The sequence below is a fragment of the Streptomyces sp. NPDC092045 genome, assembly GCF_044756005.1.
Lineage (GTDB): Bacteria > Actinomycetota > Actinomycetes > Streptomycetales > Streptomycetaceae > Streptomyces.
Window position 1 is genome coordinate 70131 of the sequence record NZ_JBIVSC010000006.1, and the last position, 18610, is coordinate 88740.

The following is an 18610-nucleotide window of genomic DNA, read 5'->3' on the forward strand; positions in this document are numbered from 1 at the left end:
TATGACGAAGCCATCCCTCCCCGACCTCCTCCATGCCGCCGTCTCCGCCGTCGGCGGCACGGAGCGGCCCGGCCAGGTCGCCATGGCCGAGGCCGTGGCCGAGGCCATCGACGACAACTCCCACCTCCTCGTCCAGGCCGGCACCGGCACCGGCAAGTCGCTCGGCTACCTCGTGCCGGCGCTGGCCCAGGGGGAGCGGGTCGTGGTGGCCACGGCCACCCTGGCGCTGCAGCGCCAGCTCGTCGAGCGCGACCTCCCCCGGACGGTCGACGCGCTGCATCCGCAGCTGCGCCGGCGTCCGCAGTTCGCCATGCTCAAGGGCCGGTCGAACTACCTCTGCCTGCACCGGCTCCACGAAGGGGTGCCGCAGGACGAGGAGGAGGGGCTGTTCGACCCCTTCGAGGCGGCCGCGCCCAGCAGCAAGCTGGGCCAGGACCTGATCCGTCTGCGGGACTGGTCGGACGAGACGGAGACCGGCGACCGGGACGACCTGACGCCGGGTGTCTCCGACCGGGCCTGGGCCCAGGTCTCGGTCTCCTCCCGGGAGTGCCTCGGCGCGAGCAAGTGCGCGTACGGGGCGGAGTGCTTCGCCGAGGCGGCCCGCGAGCGCGCCAAGCTCGCGGACGTCGTCGTCACCAACCACGCACTGCTCGCCATCGACGCCATCGAGGGCGCCCCGGTGCTCCCGGAGCACGAGGTCCTCATCGTCGACGAGGCCCACGAGCTGGTCTCCCGCGTGACCGGCGTCGCCACCGGGGAGCTCACGCCGGGCCAGGTCAACCGCGCGGTGCGACGGGCCGCGAAGCTCGTGGACGAGAAGGTCGCCGACCAGCTCCAGACGGCCGCCGAGGGCTTCGAGCGGGTCATGGAGCTGGCGCTGCCGGGCCGCCTGGAGGAGATCCCGGAGGACCTCGCGTACGCCCTGATGGCGCTGCGGGACGCGGCCCGTGCCGTGATCACGGCCCTGGGCTCGACCCGCGACCGCTCCGTGCAGGACGAGGACGCCGTGCGCAAGCAGGCCATGGCCTCCGTGGAGACCGTCCACGGCGTCGCGGAGCGGATCACGCAGGGTTCCGAGTACGACGTCGTCTGGTACGAGCGGCACGAGCCCCGCGGCGGAGCCGCGTATCGACACAGCGGGGCCTCGCTGCGGGTCGCGCCGCTCACCGTCTCCGGCCTGCTCCGGGAGAAGCTGTTCACCGAGCGGTCCGTGGTGCTCGCCTCGGCCACGCTCAAGCTGGGCGGCGACTTCAACGGCGTCGGGGCCTCGCTCGGCCTCGCCCCCGAGGGCACCACCGGCGACGACCTGCCGGTCTGGAAGGGCATCGACGTCGGCTCGCCGTTCGACTACCCCCGGCAGGGCATCCTGTACGTCGCCAAGCACCTCTCCCGTCCCGCGCGCGACGGGGACCGGGGCGACATGCTCGACGAGCTCACCGAACTGATGCAGGCGGCCGGCGGGCGGACCCTGGGCCTCTTCTCCTCCATGCGCGCGGCGCAGCAGGCGGCGGAGGAGCTGCGGACCCGGATCCCGGAGCTGCCGATCCTGCTCCAGGGCGAGGACACGCTGGGCGAGCTGATCAAGAACTTCGCCGCCGACCCGAAGACCTGTCTCTTCGGCACGCTGTCGCTCTGGCAGGGCGTGGACGTCCCGGGCCCCAGCTGCCAGCTGGTCGTCATGGACAAGATCCCGTTCCCGCGCCCGGACGACCCGCTGATGAGCGCGCGCCAGAAGGCCGTCGAGGAGTCCGGGGGCAACGGCTTCATGGCGGTCGCGGCGACCCACGCCGCCCTGCTGATGGCGCAGGGCGCGGGCCGTCTCGTGCGGGCCACCGGCGACCGGGGCGTCGTGGCGGTCCTCGATCCCCGGCTTGCTACGGCCCGCTACGGCAGCTACCTCAAGGCCTCGCTGCCCGACTTCTGGTACACCACCGACCGGAACCAGGTGCGGAAGTCGCTCGCGGCCATCGATGCCGCCTCGACGGCGGCGAGCGTCTGAGGAAGAAGGCGGCAGGCGCCCGAGAAAGAAGGAAGGCGGCGAGCGTCCGACAAGCGGGCCGTGCAGAAACGGGCGTCCGGGAGCCGGACCCGTGGAGAAACGGACCCGGACACGGCGGGGCCCCGGAACCGGCGCAGAGGGTTCCGGGGCCCGGTCAGAGCCGACGGGACGCGGTCACACCCGTCGCAGCACCGCCACGACCTTGCCGAGGATGGTGGCCTCGTCGCCGGGGATGGGCTGGTACGCGGCGTTGTGCGGCAGCAGCCAGACGTGGCCGTCCTCGCGCTTGAAGCGCTTGACCGTGGCCTCGCCGTCCAGCATCGCGGCGACGATGTCGCCGTTCTCCGCGACGGGCTGGCGGCGCACGGTGACCCAGTCGCCGTCACAGATGGCGGCCTCGATCATCGAGTCGCCGACGACCTTCAGGACGAACAGCTCGCCGTCGCCGACCAGCTGCCGGGGGAGGGGGAAGACGTCCTCGACGGACTCCTCGGCCAGGATCGGACCGCCGGCGGCGATCCGGCCGACCAGCGGGACGTACGACGCGGCGGGCTTGCCGGTGGTGTCCGTGGGCTGGGTGCTGGGCTGGTCGGAGCCGCGGACCTCGTACGCCCGGGGGCGGTGCGGGTCGCGGCGCAGGAAGCCCTTGCGCTCCAGGGCCATGAGCTGGTGCGCCACGGAGGAGGTGCTGGAGAGGCCCACCGCCTGCCCGATCTCGCGCATCGACGGCGGGTAGCCGCGCCGCTGCACCGAGTCGCGGATGACCTCGATCACCCGGCGCTGCCGGTCGGTGAGGCCGGAGCTGTCGGCCCGGATGCCGGGAGGTCGCCCGGGGAGGGCGCGGGCGGGGCGCCCGGGCTCCTCGCCGTTCATGTTCACGTCACTCATGGCGTGCACCGCCTCGAGTCGGCCCTGGGCGGTGATGGTGGCACTGTCTGCGGTGGTGGTCACGTCGTCGGCCCCTCTCGAATGGTCTCCCTGGCTGGCACAACGGTAGTAGCTTTCGAAAGGTTGCGCCAAACACACGTTCGAGTGAAAATTCGCGGATTGCCCCCCGCCTGCATGGGGAGAGGTGTATGCGCGCCACCGTCGAGAGGGCACCTCGCCGCCGCCCCGAACCGGGCCTTCCGGTAGCCTTCGCAGCCGGGGCGTGATCATCCGCGAACGCCCGCGACCGGTCTGCGGTCCCCCCAGTGTCCTACCCGACGGGGCGGAATCCCGGGAGCGGACGCGCCGCGACACGCGGAAGACCCGAAAACGCCTCCAACCCAAGATCTAGTGGTTGGATGTCATCGGCCGCCCAGGGGTAGTGGTCCCGGTCTGCCGGGGGTGCTCGCATCACCTATGCTGGTGGTCGCTTCGCAGGGCCTTGACGGGCCGCGCGAGGCTTGTCAGTCGTGCCGTGAGGGAGGCTTTGGAACCAATGCACTGCCCCTTCTGCAGGCACCCCGACAGCCGTGTCGTCGACAGTCGCACCACCGACGACGGGACGTCCATCCGACGCCGTCGCCAGTGCCCCGACTGCTCCCGTCGTTTCACGACGGTGGAGACCTGCTCGCTCATGGTGGTGAAGCGTTCCGGCGTCACCGAGGCCTTCAGCCGCACCAAGGTCATCTCCGGCGTGCGCAAGGCGTGTCAGGGCCGACCGGTCACCGAGGACGCGCTCGCCAAGCTCGGCCAGCGGGTCGAGGAGGCGGTGCGCGCCACCGGCAGCGCCGAGCTGACGACCCACGACGTGGGCCTGGCGATCCTCGGCCCCCTGCGGGAACTCGACCTCGTCGCGTACCTGCGCTTCGCGTCCGTCTACAAGGCCTTCGACAGCCTGGAGGACTTCGAGGCCGCCATCGCGGAGCTCCGCGTGCGGCCCCCCGTCGAGAACCCCGGGAACGGCGCGACCCCGGAGGTCCCCGTTCCCGCCACCGCCGCCGACTGACCGGCGGTCCGGGCCGCGCGACGGCCCGGCGAGACCGGCCGCCGTCGCGCGGCCCGGCAGACGTGCCCCGAACGGCCCCCCGGCCCTCGTGGCAGCAGTACTGAACGACGTACCAGAAGACGGTGCCCTGGGACTATCTGGGCGCCAAAGTGTGTTTTGCCCGTATATGGGAGGCGGCATGACAGAGACGGCGAGCGGCCCGGCACGTGGTTCCCGCACCAAGGGAACCAAGTCGGCGAGCAAGGGCCTGCGCATCGAGCGCATCCACACCACCCCCGGCGTGCATCCGTACGACGAGGTGACGTGGGAGCGCCGGGACGTCGTCATGACCAACTGGCGCGACGGCTCGGTCAATTTCGAGCAGCGCGGCGTCGAGTTCCCCGACTTCTGGTCGGTGAACGCGGTCAACATCGTCACCAGCAAGTACTTCCGCGGCGCGGTCGGCACCCCGCAGCGCGAGACCGGTCTCAAGCAGCTCATCGACCGGATCGTGAAGACGTACACGAAGGCCGGCGAGGAGCACGACTACTTCGCCTCGCCCGCCGACGCCGAGATCTTCGAGCATGAGCTGGCCTACGCCCTCCTGCACCAGATCTTCAGCTTCAACTCGCCGGTCTGGTTCAACGTCGGCACCCCGCAGCCCCAGCAGGTCTCCGCCTGCTTCATCCTGTCCGTCGACGACTCCATGGAGTCCATCCTCGACTGGTACAAGGAAGAGGGCATGATCTTCAAGGGCGGCTCCGGCGCCGGCCTGAACCTCTCCCGCATCCGCTCCTCCAAGGAGCTGCTCTCCTCCGGCGGCAACGCCTCCGGCCCGGTCTCCTTCATGCGCGGCGCCGACGCCTCCGCCGGCACGATCAAGTCGGGCGGCGCCACCCGCCGCGCGGCCAAGATGGTCATCCTCGACGTCGACCACCCCGACATCGAGGACTTCATCCAGACCAAGGTCAAGGAGGAGGAGAAGATCCGCGCCCTCCGTGACGCGGGCTTCGACATGGACCTGGGCGGCGACGACATCACGTCCGTCCAGTACCAGAACGCCAACAACTCCGTCCGCGTGAACGACACGTTCATGCAGGCCGTCGAGACCGGCGGGAAGTTCGGCCTGCGCGCCCGCATGACCGGCGAGGTCATCGAGGAGGTCGACGCCAAGGCGCTCTTCCGCAAGATGGCCGAGGCCGCGTGGGCCTGCGCCGACCCGGGCATCCAGTACGACGACACGATCAACCGCTGGCACACCTGCCCCGAGTCCGGCCGCATCAACGGCTCGAACCCGTGCAGCGAGTACATGCACCTGGACAACACGTCCTGCAACCTCGCCTCGCTGAACCTGATGAAGTTCCTCAAGGACGACGGCAAGGGTGACCAGTCCTTCGACGTCGAGCGCTTCGCCAAGGTCGTCGAGCTCGTCATCACCGCGATGGACATCTCCATCTGCTTCGCCGACTTCCCCACCCGGAAGATCGGCGAGAACACCCGGGCCTTCCGCCAGCTCGGCATCGGCTACGCCAACCTCGGCGCCCTCCTGATGGCGACCGGCCACGCGTACGACTCCGACGGCGGCCGTGCCCTCGCCGGCGCCATCACCTCCCTGATGACCGGCACCTCGTACAAGCGCTCCGCCGAACTCGCCGCGGTCGTCGGCGCGTACGACGGCTACGCCCGCAACGCCGAGCCGCACCAGCGCGTCATGAAGCAGCACGCCGACGCCAACACCGCGGCCGTCCGCGTGGACGACCTGGACTCCCCGATCTGGGCCGCCGCCACGGAGGCCTGGCAGGACGTGATCCGCCTCGGCGCCAAGAACGGCTTCCGCAACGCCCAGGCCTCGGTCATCGCCCCTACCGGCACCATCGGCCTCGCGATGTCCTGCGACACCACCGGCCTCGAGCCCGACCTCGCCCTGGTCAAGTTCAAGAAGCTCGTCGGCGGCGGCTCGATGCAGATCGTCAACGGCACCGTCCCGCAGGCCCTGCGCCGCCTGGGCTACCAGGAGGAGCAGATTGAGGCGATCGTCGCCCACATCGCCGAGCACGGCAACGTGATCGACGCCCCCAGCCTCAAGACCGAGCACTACGAGGTCTTCGACTGCGCCATGGGCGAGCGCTCCATCTCCGCGATGGGCCACGTCCGCATGATGGCCGCCATCCAGCCGTGGATCTCGGGCGCCCTCTCCAAGACCGTGAACCTGCCGGAGACGGCCACGGTCGAGGACGTCGAGGAGGTCTACTTCGAGGCCTGGAAGATGGGCGTCAAGGCGCTCGCGATCTACCGCGACAACTGCAAGGTCGGCCAGCCGCTCTCCGCCAAGAAGAAGGAGGACGAGAAGGCCGAGGTGACCGAGAAGGCCGAGGCGACGATCCGCGAGGCCGTCGAGAAGGTCGTCGAGTACCGCCCGGTCCGCAAGCGCCTGCCCAAGGGCCGCCCGGGGATCACCACCTCCTTCACCGTCGGCGGCGCCGAGGGCTACATGACCGCCAACTCCTACCCGGACGACGGCCTCGGCGAGGTCTTCCTGAAGATGTCGAAGCAGGGCTCGACCCTCGCCGGCATGATGGACGCCTTCTCCATCGCCGTCTCCGTCGGCCTCCAGTACGGCGTCCCGCTGGAGACGTACGTCTCGAAGTTCACCAACATGCGCTTCGAGCCGGCCGGCATGACGGACGACCCGGACGTGCGGATGGCGCAGTCGATCGTCGACTACATCTTCCGCCGCCTGGCGCTCGACTTCCTGCCCTTCGAGACCCGGTCCGCCCTCGGCATCCACTCGGCCGAGGAGCGCCAGCGCCACCTGGACACCGGCTCGTACGAGCAGTCCGAGGAGGACGAGGTCGACGTCGAGGGCCTGGCCCAGTCGGCTCCCCGCACCCCGGAACTGAAGGCCGTCGCCGCGGCTCCGGCCCCGAAGGCCGAGGTCCCCGCCCCGAAGCAGGCCCACACCTCGGCGGAGCTCGTCGAGATGCAGCTCGGCATCAGCGCCGACGCCCCGCTCTGCTTCTCCTGCGGCACGAAGATGCAGCGGGCCGGCTCCTGCTACATCTGCGAGGGCTGCGGCTCCACCAGCGGCTGCAGCTGATCCGTCCGTGAGAGGGGCGTCGACCGACCGGTCGGCGCCCCTTTCGCGTGCCCCGCTCCCGTGGCCGGAGGGCTCAGGAGACCGGGGAGCCCAGCAGGGTGCCGAAGGCCTGGGGGTCGGCGTCGAAACCGCGCGGGATCGGGCGGTACGACCAGCTGTCCGGCCCGGTGCGGGTGAACTCCACGACCGTCGCCGCCAGGGCGTCCGGGACGTCCGCGAAGTCGTGGGTCAGGAGGTCCGTGTAGCCCTCGCGGACCCGCACGCCCGTGCCCGCTATGTCACCGAAGGACAGCCGCCCGCCGCTCTGCTGTATGGCCACGCCCACCACCACGCGCGCGTACCTCGGCGCCAGCCGGTCCAGCTCCACGGTCATGGCCTCGTCGTAGCCGAATCCCTGGCCCGTGCGGCTGTCGCGGTGGAGCGTGATCGTGCCGTCCGGGGAGCGGCTGCCGAAGTGGACCAGCTGGGCCGGTGCGCCGTGCGGGTCGTCGGCGGTGAAGACGCCGGCGACGAGGTCCAGGTCGTGGGCCGGGGCGCCGGCCCGGGCGGGGTCCCACTTGAGCGTCACCTCGACGCGTCCCACCCCTTTGTTGAGCCCGCTCATGGTGCTTCCCCTCTCCGCGCGCCCCCGCGCGTTTCGCCTCGTACCGTCGACCCGTTCGAAGGGCCCTTGGTCGCGTGCCGATCACTCATGGTGTCATGCGTCTACGACAGAGGGCCCGGCGCTTGAGGGGGAGAGCGGCGCGGGAGGCGGTGACGAGCCGGATCTCGACGCCTCTCTGGCTCGAATCGAGCGGGTCGCCGGGAGAACGGTGAACTCGTCGGTGGAAAGCGGGCCCTGACGGCCCTTCACGCGCGCGTGCCCGGGCCGTTCCGTTCGCGAGCGGGGGAGCGCGCGGCCCGGAGCGCGTGCGCCCGCCGGGGACTGCCGGGGTGCTCTCCGGCCCCGTACGATGGCGCGGTGCTGGTCAAGTGGATTCGCTGCACCGTGGTGGACCGTCGAGGGTTCGAGCGAGGGCAGCGGAAATGGGCGGGGCTGCTCGGTGAGCCGGGGTTCCGGGGGCAGGGCGGCGGATGGAGCCGGGGGCGGCCGGACGTCGCCCACGTCTTCGCGTTCTGGGAGAGCCGGGCCTTCTACGACTCCTTCATGGCGCGCTCGCACGACCGGCTCGCGGCGTCGCAGGTCGGCACGTTCCGCGACGGCCAGGTCAGGCTGTTCGACCACCGCTTCGACGTGAAGACGGGGTTCGAGCCGCGCTTCGCCGACGCCGACGTGGCCCGGGTGGCGCACTGCCGCGTCCACGAGGACCGCGCCGAGCACTTCGCGCTCATGCAGGAGAAGGTGTGGAACCCCGCGATGGCCGGATCCCCCGGCATGCTGCGCGGCATGTTCGGAGAGGCGCCCGGCAGCGAGTTCCTGGTCCTCTCGATGTGGCAGTCCACCGCCGAGCACGGCAAGTACCGGGAGGAGCGGGTGGAGCGGCTCGGCCTGCGGGCCCGGACCGCGGCCGACCTGGCGGCGCTGAACGGTGACGTGGTGCGGCTCGAACCGTCCTGGACGGTCTGAGGACATCCGGCGCCCGCACCCGCGGAGACCCCTCTCGCACCCCCTCGGTCGAGCCCTTCGGAGAGCGGCGATCTAGGGTCGGGGTATGGCACGACCGCGGCGCATCGTCCTCGTACGACACGGAGAGTCCGAGGGCAATGCCGATGACACGGTGTACGAACGGGAGCCCGACCACGCCCTGCGGCTCACCGGGACCGGGTGGCGGCAGGCGGAGGAGACGGGGGAGCGGCTGAGGGAGCTCTTCGGCGAGGAGGCGGTCAGCGTCTACGTCTCGCCGTACCGGCGCACCCACGAGACCCTCAGCGCCTTCCGGCTCCCCCCGGAGCAGGTCAGGGTCCGGGAGGAGCCGCGCCTGCGGGAGCAGGACTGGGGCAACTGGCAGGACAGGGAGGACGTACGCCTCCAGAAGGCCTACCGCGACGCCTACGGGCACTTCTTCTACCGCTTCGCCCAGGGGGAGTCGGGCGCGGACGTCTACGACCGCGTCGGGGCCTTCCTGGAGAGCCTGTACCGCAGCTTCGAGGCGCCCGACCACCCGCCCAACGTCCTCCTCGTCACCCACGGACTGACCATGCGCCTCTTCTGCATGCGCTGGTTCCACTGGACGGTCGCGGACTTCGAGTCGCTGTCGAACCCCGGCAACGCCGAGACGCGCGTCCTCCTGCTCGACGAGGACGGCAGGTACCGTCTGGACAGGCCGTTCGAACGCTGGCGTACCCCGGAACCGTACGGACGCACCGGATAGAGTGGCAGACCGATGACCGCTGACTCCTCACCCGACCGGCGCTTCGACCGCGCCCTGGCCAGCCTGCGCGGGCTGTCCGTGGGAGACGCCCTGGGCTCCCAGTTCTTCGTACCCGTCCATTACCCCCTCCTGAAGCGGCGTGAGCTGCCCCCCGGACCCTGGCAGTGGACCGACGACACCGAGATGGCCTGTTCCGTCCTGGCCGTCCTCGCGCGACACGACCGGATCGACCAGGACGCCCTTGCCCTGTCCTTCGCGCACCACCACGACTTCGACCGGGGCTACGGCCCGGCGGTCAACCGGATGCTCCGGCTCGTCCGCGAGGGCGGTGACTGGCGGGAGCTGGCCGCCGCGCTCTTCAAGGGGCAGGGCTCCTGGGGGAACGGCGCCGCGATGCGGATCGCCCCGCTCGGAGCCTGGTACGCGGACGACCCGGAGCAGGCGACCCACCAGGCCGAGATCTCCGCGTACACGACGCACCAGCACCGCGAGGCCGTGGTGGGCGCCATGGCCGTCGCCGCCGCGGCCGCCCTCGCCGCCGATCCCGCCGGACCGCCCACGCCCGAGGCGCTGCTCGACGGGGTGATCGCCCTGGTGCCGCGCAGCGCGGTCGGAGCGGGCCTGCGCAGGGCCCGCGACATGCTCGACTACGGCGACCCGGGCACGGTCGCCGCCGTGCTCGGCAGCGGACGGCGCACGAGCGCGCACGACACGGTCCCCTTCGCCCTCTGGTCGGCGGCGCGGGCGCTCGGCGACTTCGAGCGGATGTTCTGGACGACCGCGCAGGTCGGCGGCGACGTCGACACGACCTGTGCCATCGCGGGGGGCGTGGTGGCCGCCACGACGGCCGGCGCGCCACCGGCGGACTGGCTGGCGCAGACCGAGGAACTTCCGGAGTGGGTCCCTGCCGCGGTCTCCTGAGGCCGTGATCCGTTCTCACCGGGCCCGGCGGGCGATGCCCGCCGGGCCCGGCCTCTCCTTGCGGATTCGCACATGCGATTCTTCGGCTGTGGCCGGGAGTCGGTGATCGGCGTTTCGCTGTGGTTTCTCCGTGAAGCATTTCCTTCCCGGCAGGGGGAACAGGTGGATGATCGGCCTGTCTCTCCCGATCGTTTTCCTTGTGGTGATGTGCCGGTGCGAGGTGTGCGGAAGCGAATCCAGTGGGGTTCCGGGTGCGGTGGCGGCGGTGGCGGGGAGCGGGGTGACGGGGCTCCTCGGGAGCTTGGCGGGAATCCGGGTATCGCAGGCGGTACCGGGCGGCGTAACCTGTCTGGCGCCATGCCGTACGAACCCCCCACCCACACCGTCGAGCGATCGCTCCGAGCCACCACCGGCGCCAGGATCGTCGCCGGAGTCGACGAAGTCGGGCGCGGGGCGTGGGCCGGTCCCGTCACGGTCTGCGCGGCCGTCACCGGACTGCGCCGACCCCCGGAAGGGCTCACCGACTCCAAGCTGATCGCCCCCGGGCGCCGCGCCACCCTCGCGGTGGAACTGGAACGGTGGGTCACGGCGTACGCGCTCGGCGACGCCTCCCCGCAGGAGATCGACGACCTCGGAATGACCGCGGCGCTGCGGCTCGCGGCGGTCCGGGCCCTCGAAGGCCTCCCCGTGCGGCCCGACGCGGTGATCCTCGACGGCAAGCACGACTACCTCGGCAGCCCCTGGCAGGTCCGTACGGTGATCAAGGGCGACCAGTCCTGCATCGCCGTGGCCGCCGCCTCCGTCCTCGCGAAGGTCCGCCGGGACACCCTCATGGCGGAGCTGGGGGCCGGGACCGGGGCGGGGGAGTACGCGCCGTACGCCTTCGGGGCCAACGCGGGCTACCCCTCGCCGGTCCACCGGGCCGCCCTCGAAGAGCTGGGCCCCACACCGCACCACCGGCTCTCCTGGTCCTACCTGGACGCGCTGCCCCGGTGGCGCCACCTCAAGAAGGTCCGCCTCTCCGTCGAGGCGGCCGCGCTGGAAAGCGGGGGCCAACTCGGCTTCGACTTCTGAACTTCCGGTCGCGGGGCCGCCGCAGGGCTGCCCACGCGCCCGGGGTGCACCTGTGTGCCCACCCGCCGATGCCCCGCGCAGCGGCGTTTGATAGACATCCACCCATGCCTCTCATCCCCGAGGAGCCTCAGATTCACGAGAGCGCCCAGGGTCCCCGCGCCACCGCGGCCGCCGGCCGCCCCGCGTCGACCCCCCGTCCCGTACCCGGCCCGCGTTCCGCGGCCTCCCCGCGCCCCGGACACCCCGTTCCCGGACCCGCCCGGCCCGCGCCCCCGAAGCCGCGCCCCGCAACCGGGAAGATCCCGGCCGGTCGCACGGAGAATCGTTCCGACCAGCGGCCCGCCCCGCAGCTCCAGCTGATCCCGGCCCCCGTCGACGGCGCGCTCGACGCCGCCGAGGAGGCTCTGGACCTGCTCCTGGAGAGCGGCCGGGCCCCCGGTGAGGTCCTGGTTCTCACCACCGGCGAGCAGCACCCGTGGGCGGCGCACGAGCTGTCCTTCGGCGAAGCCGCCTACTGGGCCCAGCAGGAGACCGGCGACGACGTGTTCTTCGCCGACGCCTCCGCCGTGGAGCGGGCCGCCTCCCGGCCCGTGGTGATCGTCGCCGTCAACGGCGGGGACGACGCGGCGACCGCCCGCGCCCTGCCGGCGGCGATGGCCCGCGCGGGCACGCTGCTCGTCGTCTGCGGCGACTCGCAGCGCGTCACGGAGCTCCTCGGAGTGGGCGCCGGCGTCTGACCGGCGTCCTGCGCCGCCGACCGGCTCGGCCGGCCGGCGACCTGCTGATCGTCGGCCGACCGGCCGGTGGACCGACCTGGCGCCAGTGGTCGATCGGCGGCCGGCCGGTCGACCGGCCGTTCCTCCACCGGGCCGTACCGGACCCGGCGGAGGCCGGTGGTGTTCCGGGGCCGTTCCGTCTTCGTCCGCGGCGCCCGTGCGATCAGCGCGCGGCGGCCCGGCGCAGCGGTTCGGCCGCGCCGCTCGCGGTCCTCGGCGTGATCAGGCCGAACTCGGCCGGCCCCTCGCCGAGCGGCACGGGGAGCGAGTCGGAACTCGGCCGACGGCCTCCCCGTCCCTCGCCGAGCACCTGCCAGCCCCCTCGGGTCAGCGTGATGTAAGCGCCGCAGCGCAGCCCGTGCAGCGTGCAGGCGTCCCGGAGCCCCCACATCCAGGCCCCGTCCTCCTCCGTCCAGCGCTCGTCGCCGTCGCGGCAGTACAGCAGCACCGCGGTCCGCACGGGCGTGCGCCTCCGGAGGTCGTGCGGAATGACGCGCCGCAGGTGCGCCAGGAGCGCGTTGCGGAACTCCCAGCCGTCCGCCGGCGCGGAGCGGCGGACGAACGAGGCGCTCGCGGCGATCCGCTCCTCGTGGTCCAGGACCGCGAGGACCGCCGTCGCGGGCGCGGGCGCGTGGCGGGAGTGCAGGCCGCCGACGACCTCGCGCGGATTGCGCAGCAGGGGGATCCCCGCCGCCGCCCACTCGGAGGGTTCGAGTATCCGGGCGAGGCGGCTGGCGGACCCGGACGACGATCTGAGCGAGGCGGCTGTGGGCGGAGCGAATCCGAGGGTCACGGTCCTCCCTTCGGATACGCGCCCGCTGGGCGGGCAAGGTCGGGTGAGGGCGCACCACGGCACAGTCCTTCCGGACCGCTGACGGGCCTTGTGGGGCGGTGGTCCAATTCTTGCGGGCCCGTGCGCGAGCGGCAATGAGCAATTGAGGCCGCTGACGGGAATGCGTTGGTATGCCACTCATATCCCTGCCCAGTTGCCCATTGTTCACTCCCCGTTCGTCCGACGGTTTCCTCTCCACGCGGCGGACACCCCGCGAGCACCAGCGGAAACACCCCTTCCGCTCGTGGACGGGCCGTCACGCTGGGTGAGTTCGCCGATTGTCAGTGGCATCGGGTTGCATGGAGGCATGGACAACCTGGAGCTCCGCGCCGAAGCCGATGCCGTTCTCGCCGAGCTGGTCGGCGCTCCCGAGGGGACGGCGCGGCTGCGGGAGGACCAGTGGCTGGCGGTGGCCGCCCTGGTGGAGGAGCGGCGGCGGGCCCTGGTGGTGCAGCGCACCGGCTGGGGCAAGTCGGCGGTCTACTTCGTCGCCACCGCCCTGCTGCGCCGCCGCGGTTCGGGACCCACCGTGATCATCTCGCCGCTGCTCGCGCTCATGCGGAACCAGGTCGAGGCGGCGGAGCGGGCCGGCATCCGGGCGCGCACCATCAACTCGGCCAATCCCGAGGAGTGGGACACGATCTACGACGAGGTCGAGCGCGGCGGGACCGACGTCCTCCTCGTCAGTCCGGAGCGCCTCAACTCCGTGGACTTCCGCGAGCAGGTGCTTCCCAAGCTCGCGGCCACCACGGGCCTCCTGGTGGTCGACGAGGCGCACTGCATCTCCGACTGGGGCCACGACTTCCGCCCCGACTACCGCCGGCTGCGCACCATGCTCACCGAACTCGCCCCCGGGGTGCCGGTCCTCGCCACCACCGCGACCGCCAACGCCCGGGTGACCGCGGACGTGGCCGAGCAGCTCGGCACCGGAGCCGGCGAGGCGCTGGTGCTGCGCGGCTCCCTGGAGCGGGAGAGCCTGCGCCTCGGCGTGGTCCCGCTGCCGGACGCCGCGCACCGGCTGGCCTGGCTCGCCGAGCACCTGGACGAACTGCCGGGCTCCGGGATCGTCTACACGCTGACGGTCGCCGCCGCCGAGGAGGCCACGGCCTTCCTGCGCCAGCGCGGCTTCCCCGTCGCCTCCTACACGGGCCGCACGGAGAACGCCGACCGGCTCCAGGCCGAGGCCGACCTCCAGGAGAACCGGGTCAAGGCGCTCGTGGCGACCTCGGCCCTCGGCATGGGCTTCGACAAGCCCGACCTCGGCTTCGTGATCCACCTCGGCTCGCCGTCCTCCCCGATCGCCTACTACCAGCAGGTGGGCCGGGCCGGCCGCGGCGTGGAGCACGCGGAGGTGCTGATGCTGCCGGGCAAGGAGGACGAGGCGATCTGGCGCTACTTCGCCGACACCGCTTTCCCGCCCGAGGCGCAGGTCCGTCAGACCCTGGCGGCCCTCGCCGACGCGGGGCGGCCGCTGTCCGTGCCCGCCCTGGAGGCGGCGGTCGACCTGCGGCGCACCCGCCTGGAGACGATGCTCAAGGTCCTCGACGTGGACGGCGCCGTACGACGGGTCAAGGGCGGCTGGGAGAGCACCGGGCGACCCTGGGCGTACGACACCGAGCGGTACGCGTGGGTGGCGCGCCAGCGGGCCGCCGAGCAGCAGGCCATGCGCGACTACGTGAGCGCCTCCGGGTGCCGGATGGAGTTCCTGCGCCGACAGCTGGACGACGAGGGCGCGGCCCCGTGCGGCCGCTGCGACAACTGTGCGGGCGCCTGGGCCGACACCTCCGTCTCGCCGGAGACGCTGACGGGTGCGACCAGGGAGCTGGACCGCCCGGGCGTGGAGGTCGAGCCGCGCCGGATGTGGCCGACCGGCATGCCCGCCCTGGGGATCGAGCTCAAGGGCCGCATCCCCGCCGGCGAGCAGTGCTCCACCGGAAGGGCCCTGGGCCGACTCTCGGACATCGGCTGGGGCAACCGTCTGCGCCCCCTCCTCGCGGAGAACGCGCCGGACGGGCCGGTCCCGGACGACGTCCTCAAGGCCGCGGTGGCGGTCCTCGCCGACTGGGCGCGCTCCCCGGGCGGCTGGGCGCCGGACGTCCAGGACGCCTCCGCCCGGCCGGTGGGGGTCATCGCCGTCCCGTCCCTGGCCCGCCCGCAACTGGTCGGCTCCCTCGCCCGGGGCATCGCGGACATCGGCCGCCTCCCCTGCCTGGGCACCCTGACGTACACCGGGCCGGACGGCGCGCACGCGGTGCGCCGCAGCAACTCCGCACAGCGCCTCAGGGCGCTCTCCGGGGCCTTCGCCGTCTCCGAGGAGCTTTCCGGTGCCCTGGCGGCCGCTCCCGGCCCCGTGCTGCTCGTGGACGACTTCACCGACTCCGGCTGGACCCTCGCGGTCGCCGCCCGGCTGCTCCGCCGAGCGGGCGCCGCCCAGGTGCTCCCCCTGGTCCTCGCCGCGGCCGGCTGACCCTCCGGCCCCGGCGTGCGCTTCGAACCGGGCCGGAGGCCCCGGCCCGGCCGGCGCCTCCGGTCACGGCAGGAGCGCCGTCACCGACTCCACCGTGTCCGCGTCCTCCGGGAGCTTGTCCTCGCGGTAGCGGACCACACGGGCGAAGCGAAGGGTGACGCCCGCGGGGTAGCGGGTGGAGCGCTGGACGCCGTCGAAGGCGATCTCGACGACCAGTTCGGGGCGCACGGTGACGCCCCACGGCTCCTCCGTGACCGCCAGCTTCCTCAGGTGCTCGGTCTGCCAGGCGAGCAGGGCGTCGGTCAGTCCCTTGAACGTCTTGCCCAGCATGACGAAGGAGCCGTCGGCCGCCCGCGCGCCCAGATGCAGGTTGGACAGCGTCCCGGTGCGCCGGCCGTGGCCCCACTCGGCACCGAGGACCACCAGGTCCAGGCTGTGCACCGGCTTCACCTTCAGCCAGGAGGCTCCCCGGCGCCCCGCGCTGTAGACCGCGTCGAGGGACTTCACGACCACACCCTCGTGGCCCCGTTCGAGCGCCGCCGCGGCGAACGCCGCCGCGGACGCGCGCTCCTCCGGATCGGCGGGGTCCGCCACCACGAGACGGCGCACGCGCTGCGCCTCGGGGACCAACCGGTCGAGCAGCGCCCGCCGTTCGGCGGCCGGGGTGGCGAGCAGGTCCTCGCCGTCGGCGTACAGCACCTCGAAGAAGACCGGGGAAAGCGGCACCGTCGTCTGCGCCCCCGCCACGTCGAGGGTGGAGCCGGTCCGTCCGGACGTCTCCTGGAAGGGCCGCGGCCGCCCCCGTTCGTCGAAGGCCAGCAGCTCGCCGTCCAGCACCACCCGCTCCACCGGGAGCGCACGGACCAGTGACACCACCTCGGGGGTCCGGTCGGTGATGTCGGCGAGCGTACGGGTGAAGACGCGCACGTCGTCACCGTCGCGGTGCACCTGGATGCGGATGCCGTCGAGCTTCTCCTCCAAGGCGCAGGGCCCCGTCCTCGCGATCGCCTCGTCGACGTCCTTCGCGGTGTGGGCCAGCATCGGCAGCACCGGACGCCCCACCGTGAGCCGGAACCCGGCGAGGGCGGAAGGGCCTCGGGAGAGCAGCACCTCGGCGACGGCGGCCGGCGAACCGCTCAGCATGACCGCCTGCCGGACGTCGGCGACCGGCGCCCCGGCCGCCGAGGCGAGGCCTTCCACGGCCACCGCGTCGAGGGCACCCTGCCGCAACTCCCCGCCGATCAACCGGAAGAGGAACTGCTGCTCCTCCTCGGTGGCCGCGCCCATCAGCTCGTCGAGGAGCCTCTTCCGCTCGCCCCGCGCCCCTTTGCCGGACACGGCGGCGATCCGGGTGAGGAGCGCGTCGACCTCCCGCACCCCGAGCCGGGGCTCGACGGCGGGTTCCCGCCGCTCCTTCAGGGCGCTCCAGCCGACGCCGATCCTGCGCTGGGGCAGCCGCCCGGCCATATACATGATCACCACGGGGGCGTCCGCCGGGTCTGCCGCCCGGAACAGCTCGGCCAGCAGCGCGACCTTCTCCGTACGGGCGGAGGCGGCACCGATGTCCCGGGACGCCCGTGCGATGTCGGCGAGTCTCATGCGGAAAGCCCTCTCGGTCGGATGCGGCCCTCGGTACGGCCCTGCCCGCGCAGTCTGCTCACCCGCACCCACGTGGCACGGCGCGGCACACCGAACGACTTGCCGCCCCTTCGCCGTCCGGATCCCGCGCGCCGGCGGCGGGAGGCGCCCGCCGCCGGGAACCCATGGCGCGAGCGGGCCCGCGGGTCTCAGATCGTCCGCACCGACATGCCGTACGACCGGCCGTTGCACACCTCCAGGTGCCCGACCTCGGCCTCCAGAGCCTCTTTCGGCACCTCGGGGCCCTCGGAGAACAACTGCACGTCCACGGCCCCGTCGGTGATCTCCCACACCCCGGCGACCCGTCCCCGGTACACCACCACAGGCGTGATCCAGCCGGAGGTACGACTCACCGCCTTGCGTCGCTCCGCCCTCAGGATGCGCGTGTCGGACGTGCCCGGCCCCAGCACGTACTGGTCGAACCCGGCCAGCAGCCGCACCTCCTCCGACGGTCCGGCCGCCGCCAGCGCGTCCACGTCCTCGGCGCGCATGTAGCACGCCGCCCCCTCCACCTCCACCTTCGCCAGTTCCTCGCCGAGCGAGGCGAACCAGCCCCGCACCACCGTCTTGCGGTGCGCGTTCCGCGTGAGCCAGGCGTCGAAGGCCTCCGGGGACGCCGGGCCGTGCGCCCCGAGGTAGGCGGGGATCACGGTGCGGGCCGCCTCCTCCGGTTCGATCGTCCCGGCCCAGCCGGGCACCCGGTCGCGGGGCGAGGCGAAGGTGATGCGGTTCCCCCGATTCGGGCCGTGGCACAGTTTTCCCGTCCAGGCCAGCGGCTTGAGAACCGTCCCCCAGCCGGACGTCAGTTGCGCCTCCAGGGCGGCGAACCGGTCGTGGGCGACCAGCGCCTCGGTGAGCTCCTGACGGGTCAGAGCCCTGTCGGCGAGGATCTCGTCGACGGCCTCGCCCAGAGCCGTCATCTGCGCCGGCGTGACCCCGAACGTCCGCTGCCAGGCCGGCTTCTCCCAGGTCCGTGCCGCCGCCATCAGCGAGAGGTAGGCCGCCACCTGCTCGGTCGCCACGAGATGCAGTGTGCCCCGCATGACCCAGGTCCTGACCACTTCGCGGGCCTCCAACGCCTTCTCCACGGCGCCGGCCTTCGGTTTCCGCTGTCGGGTGGCGAGGGCGAGCTCTGCGGACGAGGCCACCTGCGCCTGCACTCCCGCGAGCTCCCGCACCAGCTCCGCGACGGAGGCCGTCCGCCGGGGAGCGAGGCTTTGCCGCCGCAGCCGCCAGGCGAGTACCTGATCCTGAGTCACCTGCATGAGCACTCCTCGGCGTAGGTCGTGGATCGCCCGCCATCCTGCCCGAACAGGGCATCGGGAAGTGCCCGTTCCACCCGCGAGTGGTGGAGCCCCCGCCCCCCTGGCGGAACCGTACGAACACGGCCCACGCCGTTTCGCAGCGCGATCGGATCTTCGAGAACAACGTCGTGTGGGTCATGCCTCCATGCAACCCGGTCCCTCGGACATCGTGGGCACTGGCGACGAATGTGTGGATAACCCGAAAGACCGGCAGATGCCTCGATCCGTGAGTTATCCACAGGGGTTTCGGATTTCGGAAGAACGCGAGAACGTCCTCG

At 72.4% G+C, this 18610-nt stretch carries 14 protein-coding genes; 9 read left to right on the plus strand and 5 right to left on the minus strand.

The genetic code is table 11. The features are described from left to right. Position 1 precedes the first annotated feature (1 nt). Complete coding sequence (locus tag ACIQKA_RS18310; RefSeq protein WP_383153621.1) at positions 2-1999, plus strand: ATP-dependent DNA helicase; 1998 nt, start codon at positions 2-4, stop codon at positions 1997-1999. Between the two features lie 174 nt (positions 2000-2173). On the opposite strand, the gene lexA is transcribed toward ACIQKA_RS18310, so the two are convergent. Beyond that, on the minus strand, positions 2174-2950 hold the full coding sequence (lexA, locus tag ACIQKA_RS18315) for a transcriptional repressor LexA (RefSeq protein ID WP_402541518.1): 777 nt from the start codon (positions 2948-2950) through the stop codon (positions 2174-2176). A 472-nt stretch (positions 2951-3422) separates the two neighbouring features. Here lexA and nrdR point away from each other — a divergent pair, with 472 nt between their 5' ends. Both nrdR and ACIQKA_RS18325 read left to right on the plus strand, forming a co-directional pair. Then, positions 3423-3932 (plus strand): transcriptional regulator NrdR, encoded by a 510-nt coding sequence (gene nrdR, locus ACIQKA_RS18320; protein WP_383153625.1) that lies wholly within the window; start codon positions 3423-3425, stop codon positions 3930-3932. Between the two features lie 178 nt (positions 3933-4110). Further along, positions 4111-7008 (plus strand): vitamin B12-dependent ribonucleotide reductase, encoded by a 2898-nt coding sequence (locus ACIQKA_RS18325; RefSeq protein WP_383441954.1) that lies wholly within the window; start codon positions 4111-4113, stop codon positions 7006-7008. 73 nt (positions 7009-7081) lie between these two features. Here ACIQKA_RS18325 and ACIQKA_RS18330 read toward each other — a convergent pair whose 3' ends face one another. Continuing rightward, positions 7082-7612, minus strand: coding sequence for a TerD family protein (locus ACIQKA_RS18330; protein ID WP_383433751.1), 531 nt, complete (start codon positions 7610-7612; stop codon positions 7082-7084). 357 nt (positions 7613-7969) lie between these two features. Between ACIQKA_RS18330 and ACIQKA_RS18335 the strand changes: the two genes are divergently transcribed. The 5 genes from ACIQKA_RS18335 (at position 7970) to ACIQKA_RS18355 (ending at position 12052) form a co-directional block, all read left to right on the plus strand. Further along, positions 7970-8575: a DUF4937 domain-containing protein gene (locus ACIQKA_RS18335; protein WP_391096286.1), complete on the plus strand. Its 606-nt coding sequence runs from the start codon at positions 7970-7972 to the stop codon at positions 8573-8575. Between the two features lie 85 nt (positions 8576-8660). Continuing rightward, positions 8661-9320 (plus strand): histidine phosphatase family protein, encoded by a 660-nt coding sequence (locus ACIQKA_RS18340; RefSeq protein WP_383153637.1) that lies wholly within the window; start codon positions 8661-8663, stop codon positions 9318-9320. A 12-nt stretch (positions 9321-9332) separates the two neighbouring features. After that, positions 9333-10241, plus strand: a complete 909-nt coding sequence (locus ACIQKA_RS18345) for an ADP-ribosylglycohydrolase family protein (protein WP_383153639.1) — start codon at positions 9333-9335, stop codon at positions 10239-10241. 357 nt (positions 10242-10598) lie between these two features. Further along, a complete protein-coding gene (locus ACIQKA_RS18350) occupies positions 10599-11315 on the plus strand; it encodes a ribonuclease HII (protein WP_383433746.1) in 717 nt (238 codons plus the stop codon). Positions 11316-11419: 104 nt separating this feature from the next. Continuing rightward, complete coding sequence (locus tag ACIQKA_RS18355; protein ID WP_391096287.1) at positions 11420-12052, plus strand: hypothetical protein; 633 nt, start codon at positions 11420-11422, stop codon at positions 12050-12052. Positions 12053-12254: 202 nt separating this feature from the next. Here ACIQKA_RS18355 and ACIQKA_RS18360 read toward each other — a convergent pair whose 3' ends face one another. Next, positions 12255-12884, minus strand: a complete 630-nt coding sequence (locus ACIQKA_RS18360) for a hypothetical protein (protein ID WP_383153645.1) — start codon at positions 12882-12884, stop codon at positions 12255-12257. Between the two features lie 346 nt (positions 12885-13230). On the opposite strand from ACIQKA_RS18360, the gene ACIQKA_RS18365 reads away from it, so the two are divergent. Then, a complete protein-coding gene (locus ACIQKA_RS18365) occupies positions 13231-15390 on the plus strand; it encodes a RecQ family ATP-dependent DNA helicase (protein ID WP_402541520.1) in 2160 nt (719 codons plus the stop codon). 63 nt (positions 15391-15453) lie between these two features. On the opposite strand, the gene ACIQKA_RS18370 is transcribed toward ACIQKA_RS18365, so the two are convergent. Both ACIQKA_RS18370 and ACIQKA_RS18375 read right to left on the minus strand, forming a co-directional pair. Further along, a complete protein-coding gene (locus ACIQKA_RS18370; protein ID WP_402541521.1) occupies positions 15454-16989 on the minus strand; it encodes an ATP-dependent DNA ligase in 1536 nt (511 codons plus the stop codon). A 188-nt stretch (positions 16990-17177) separates the two neighbouring features. Continuing rightward, on the minus strand, positions 17178-18293 hold the full coding sequence (locus tag ACIQKA_RS18375) for a DNA glycosylase AlkZ-like family protein (protein WP_391096290.1): 1116 nt from the start codon (positions 18291-18293) through the stop codon (positions 17178-17180). Positions 18294-18610: the final 317 nt, after the last annotated feature.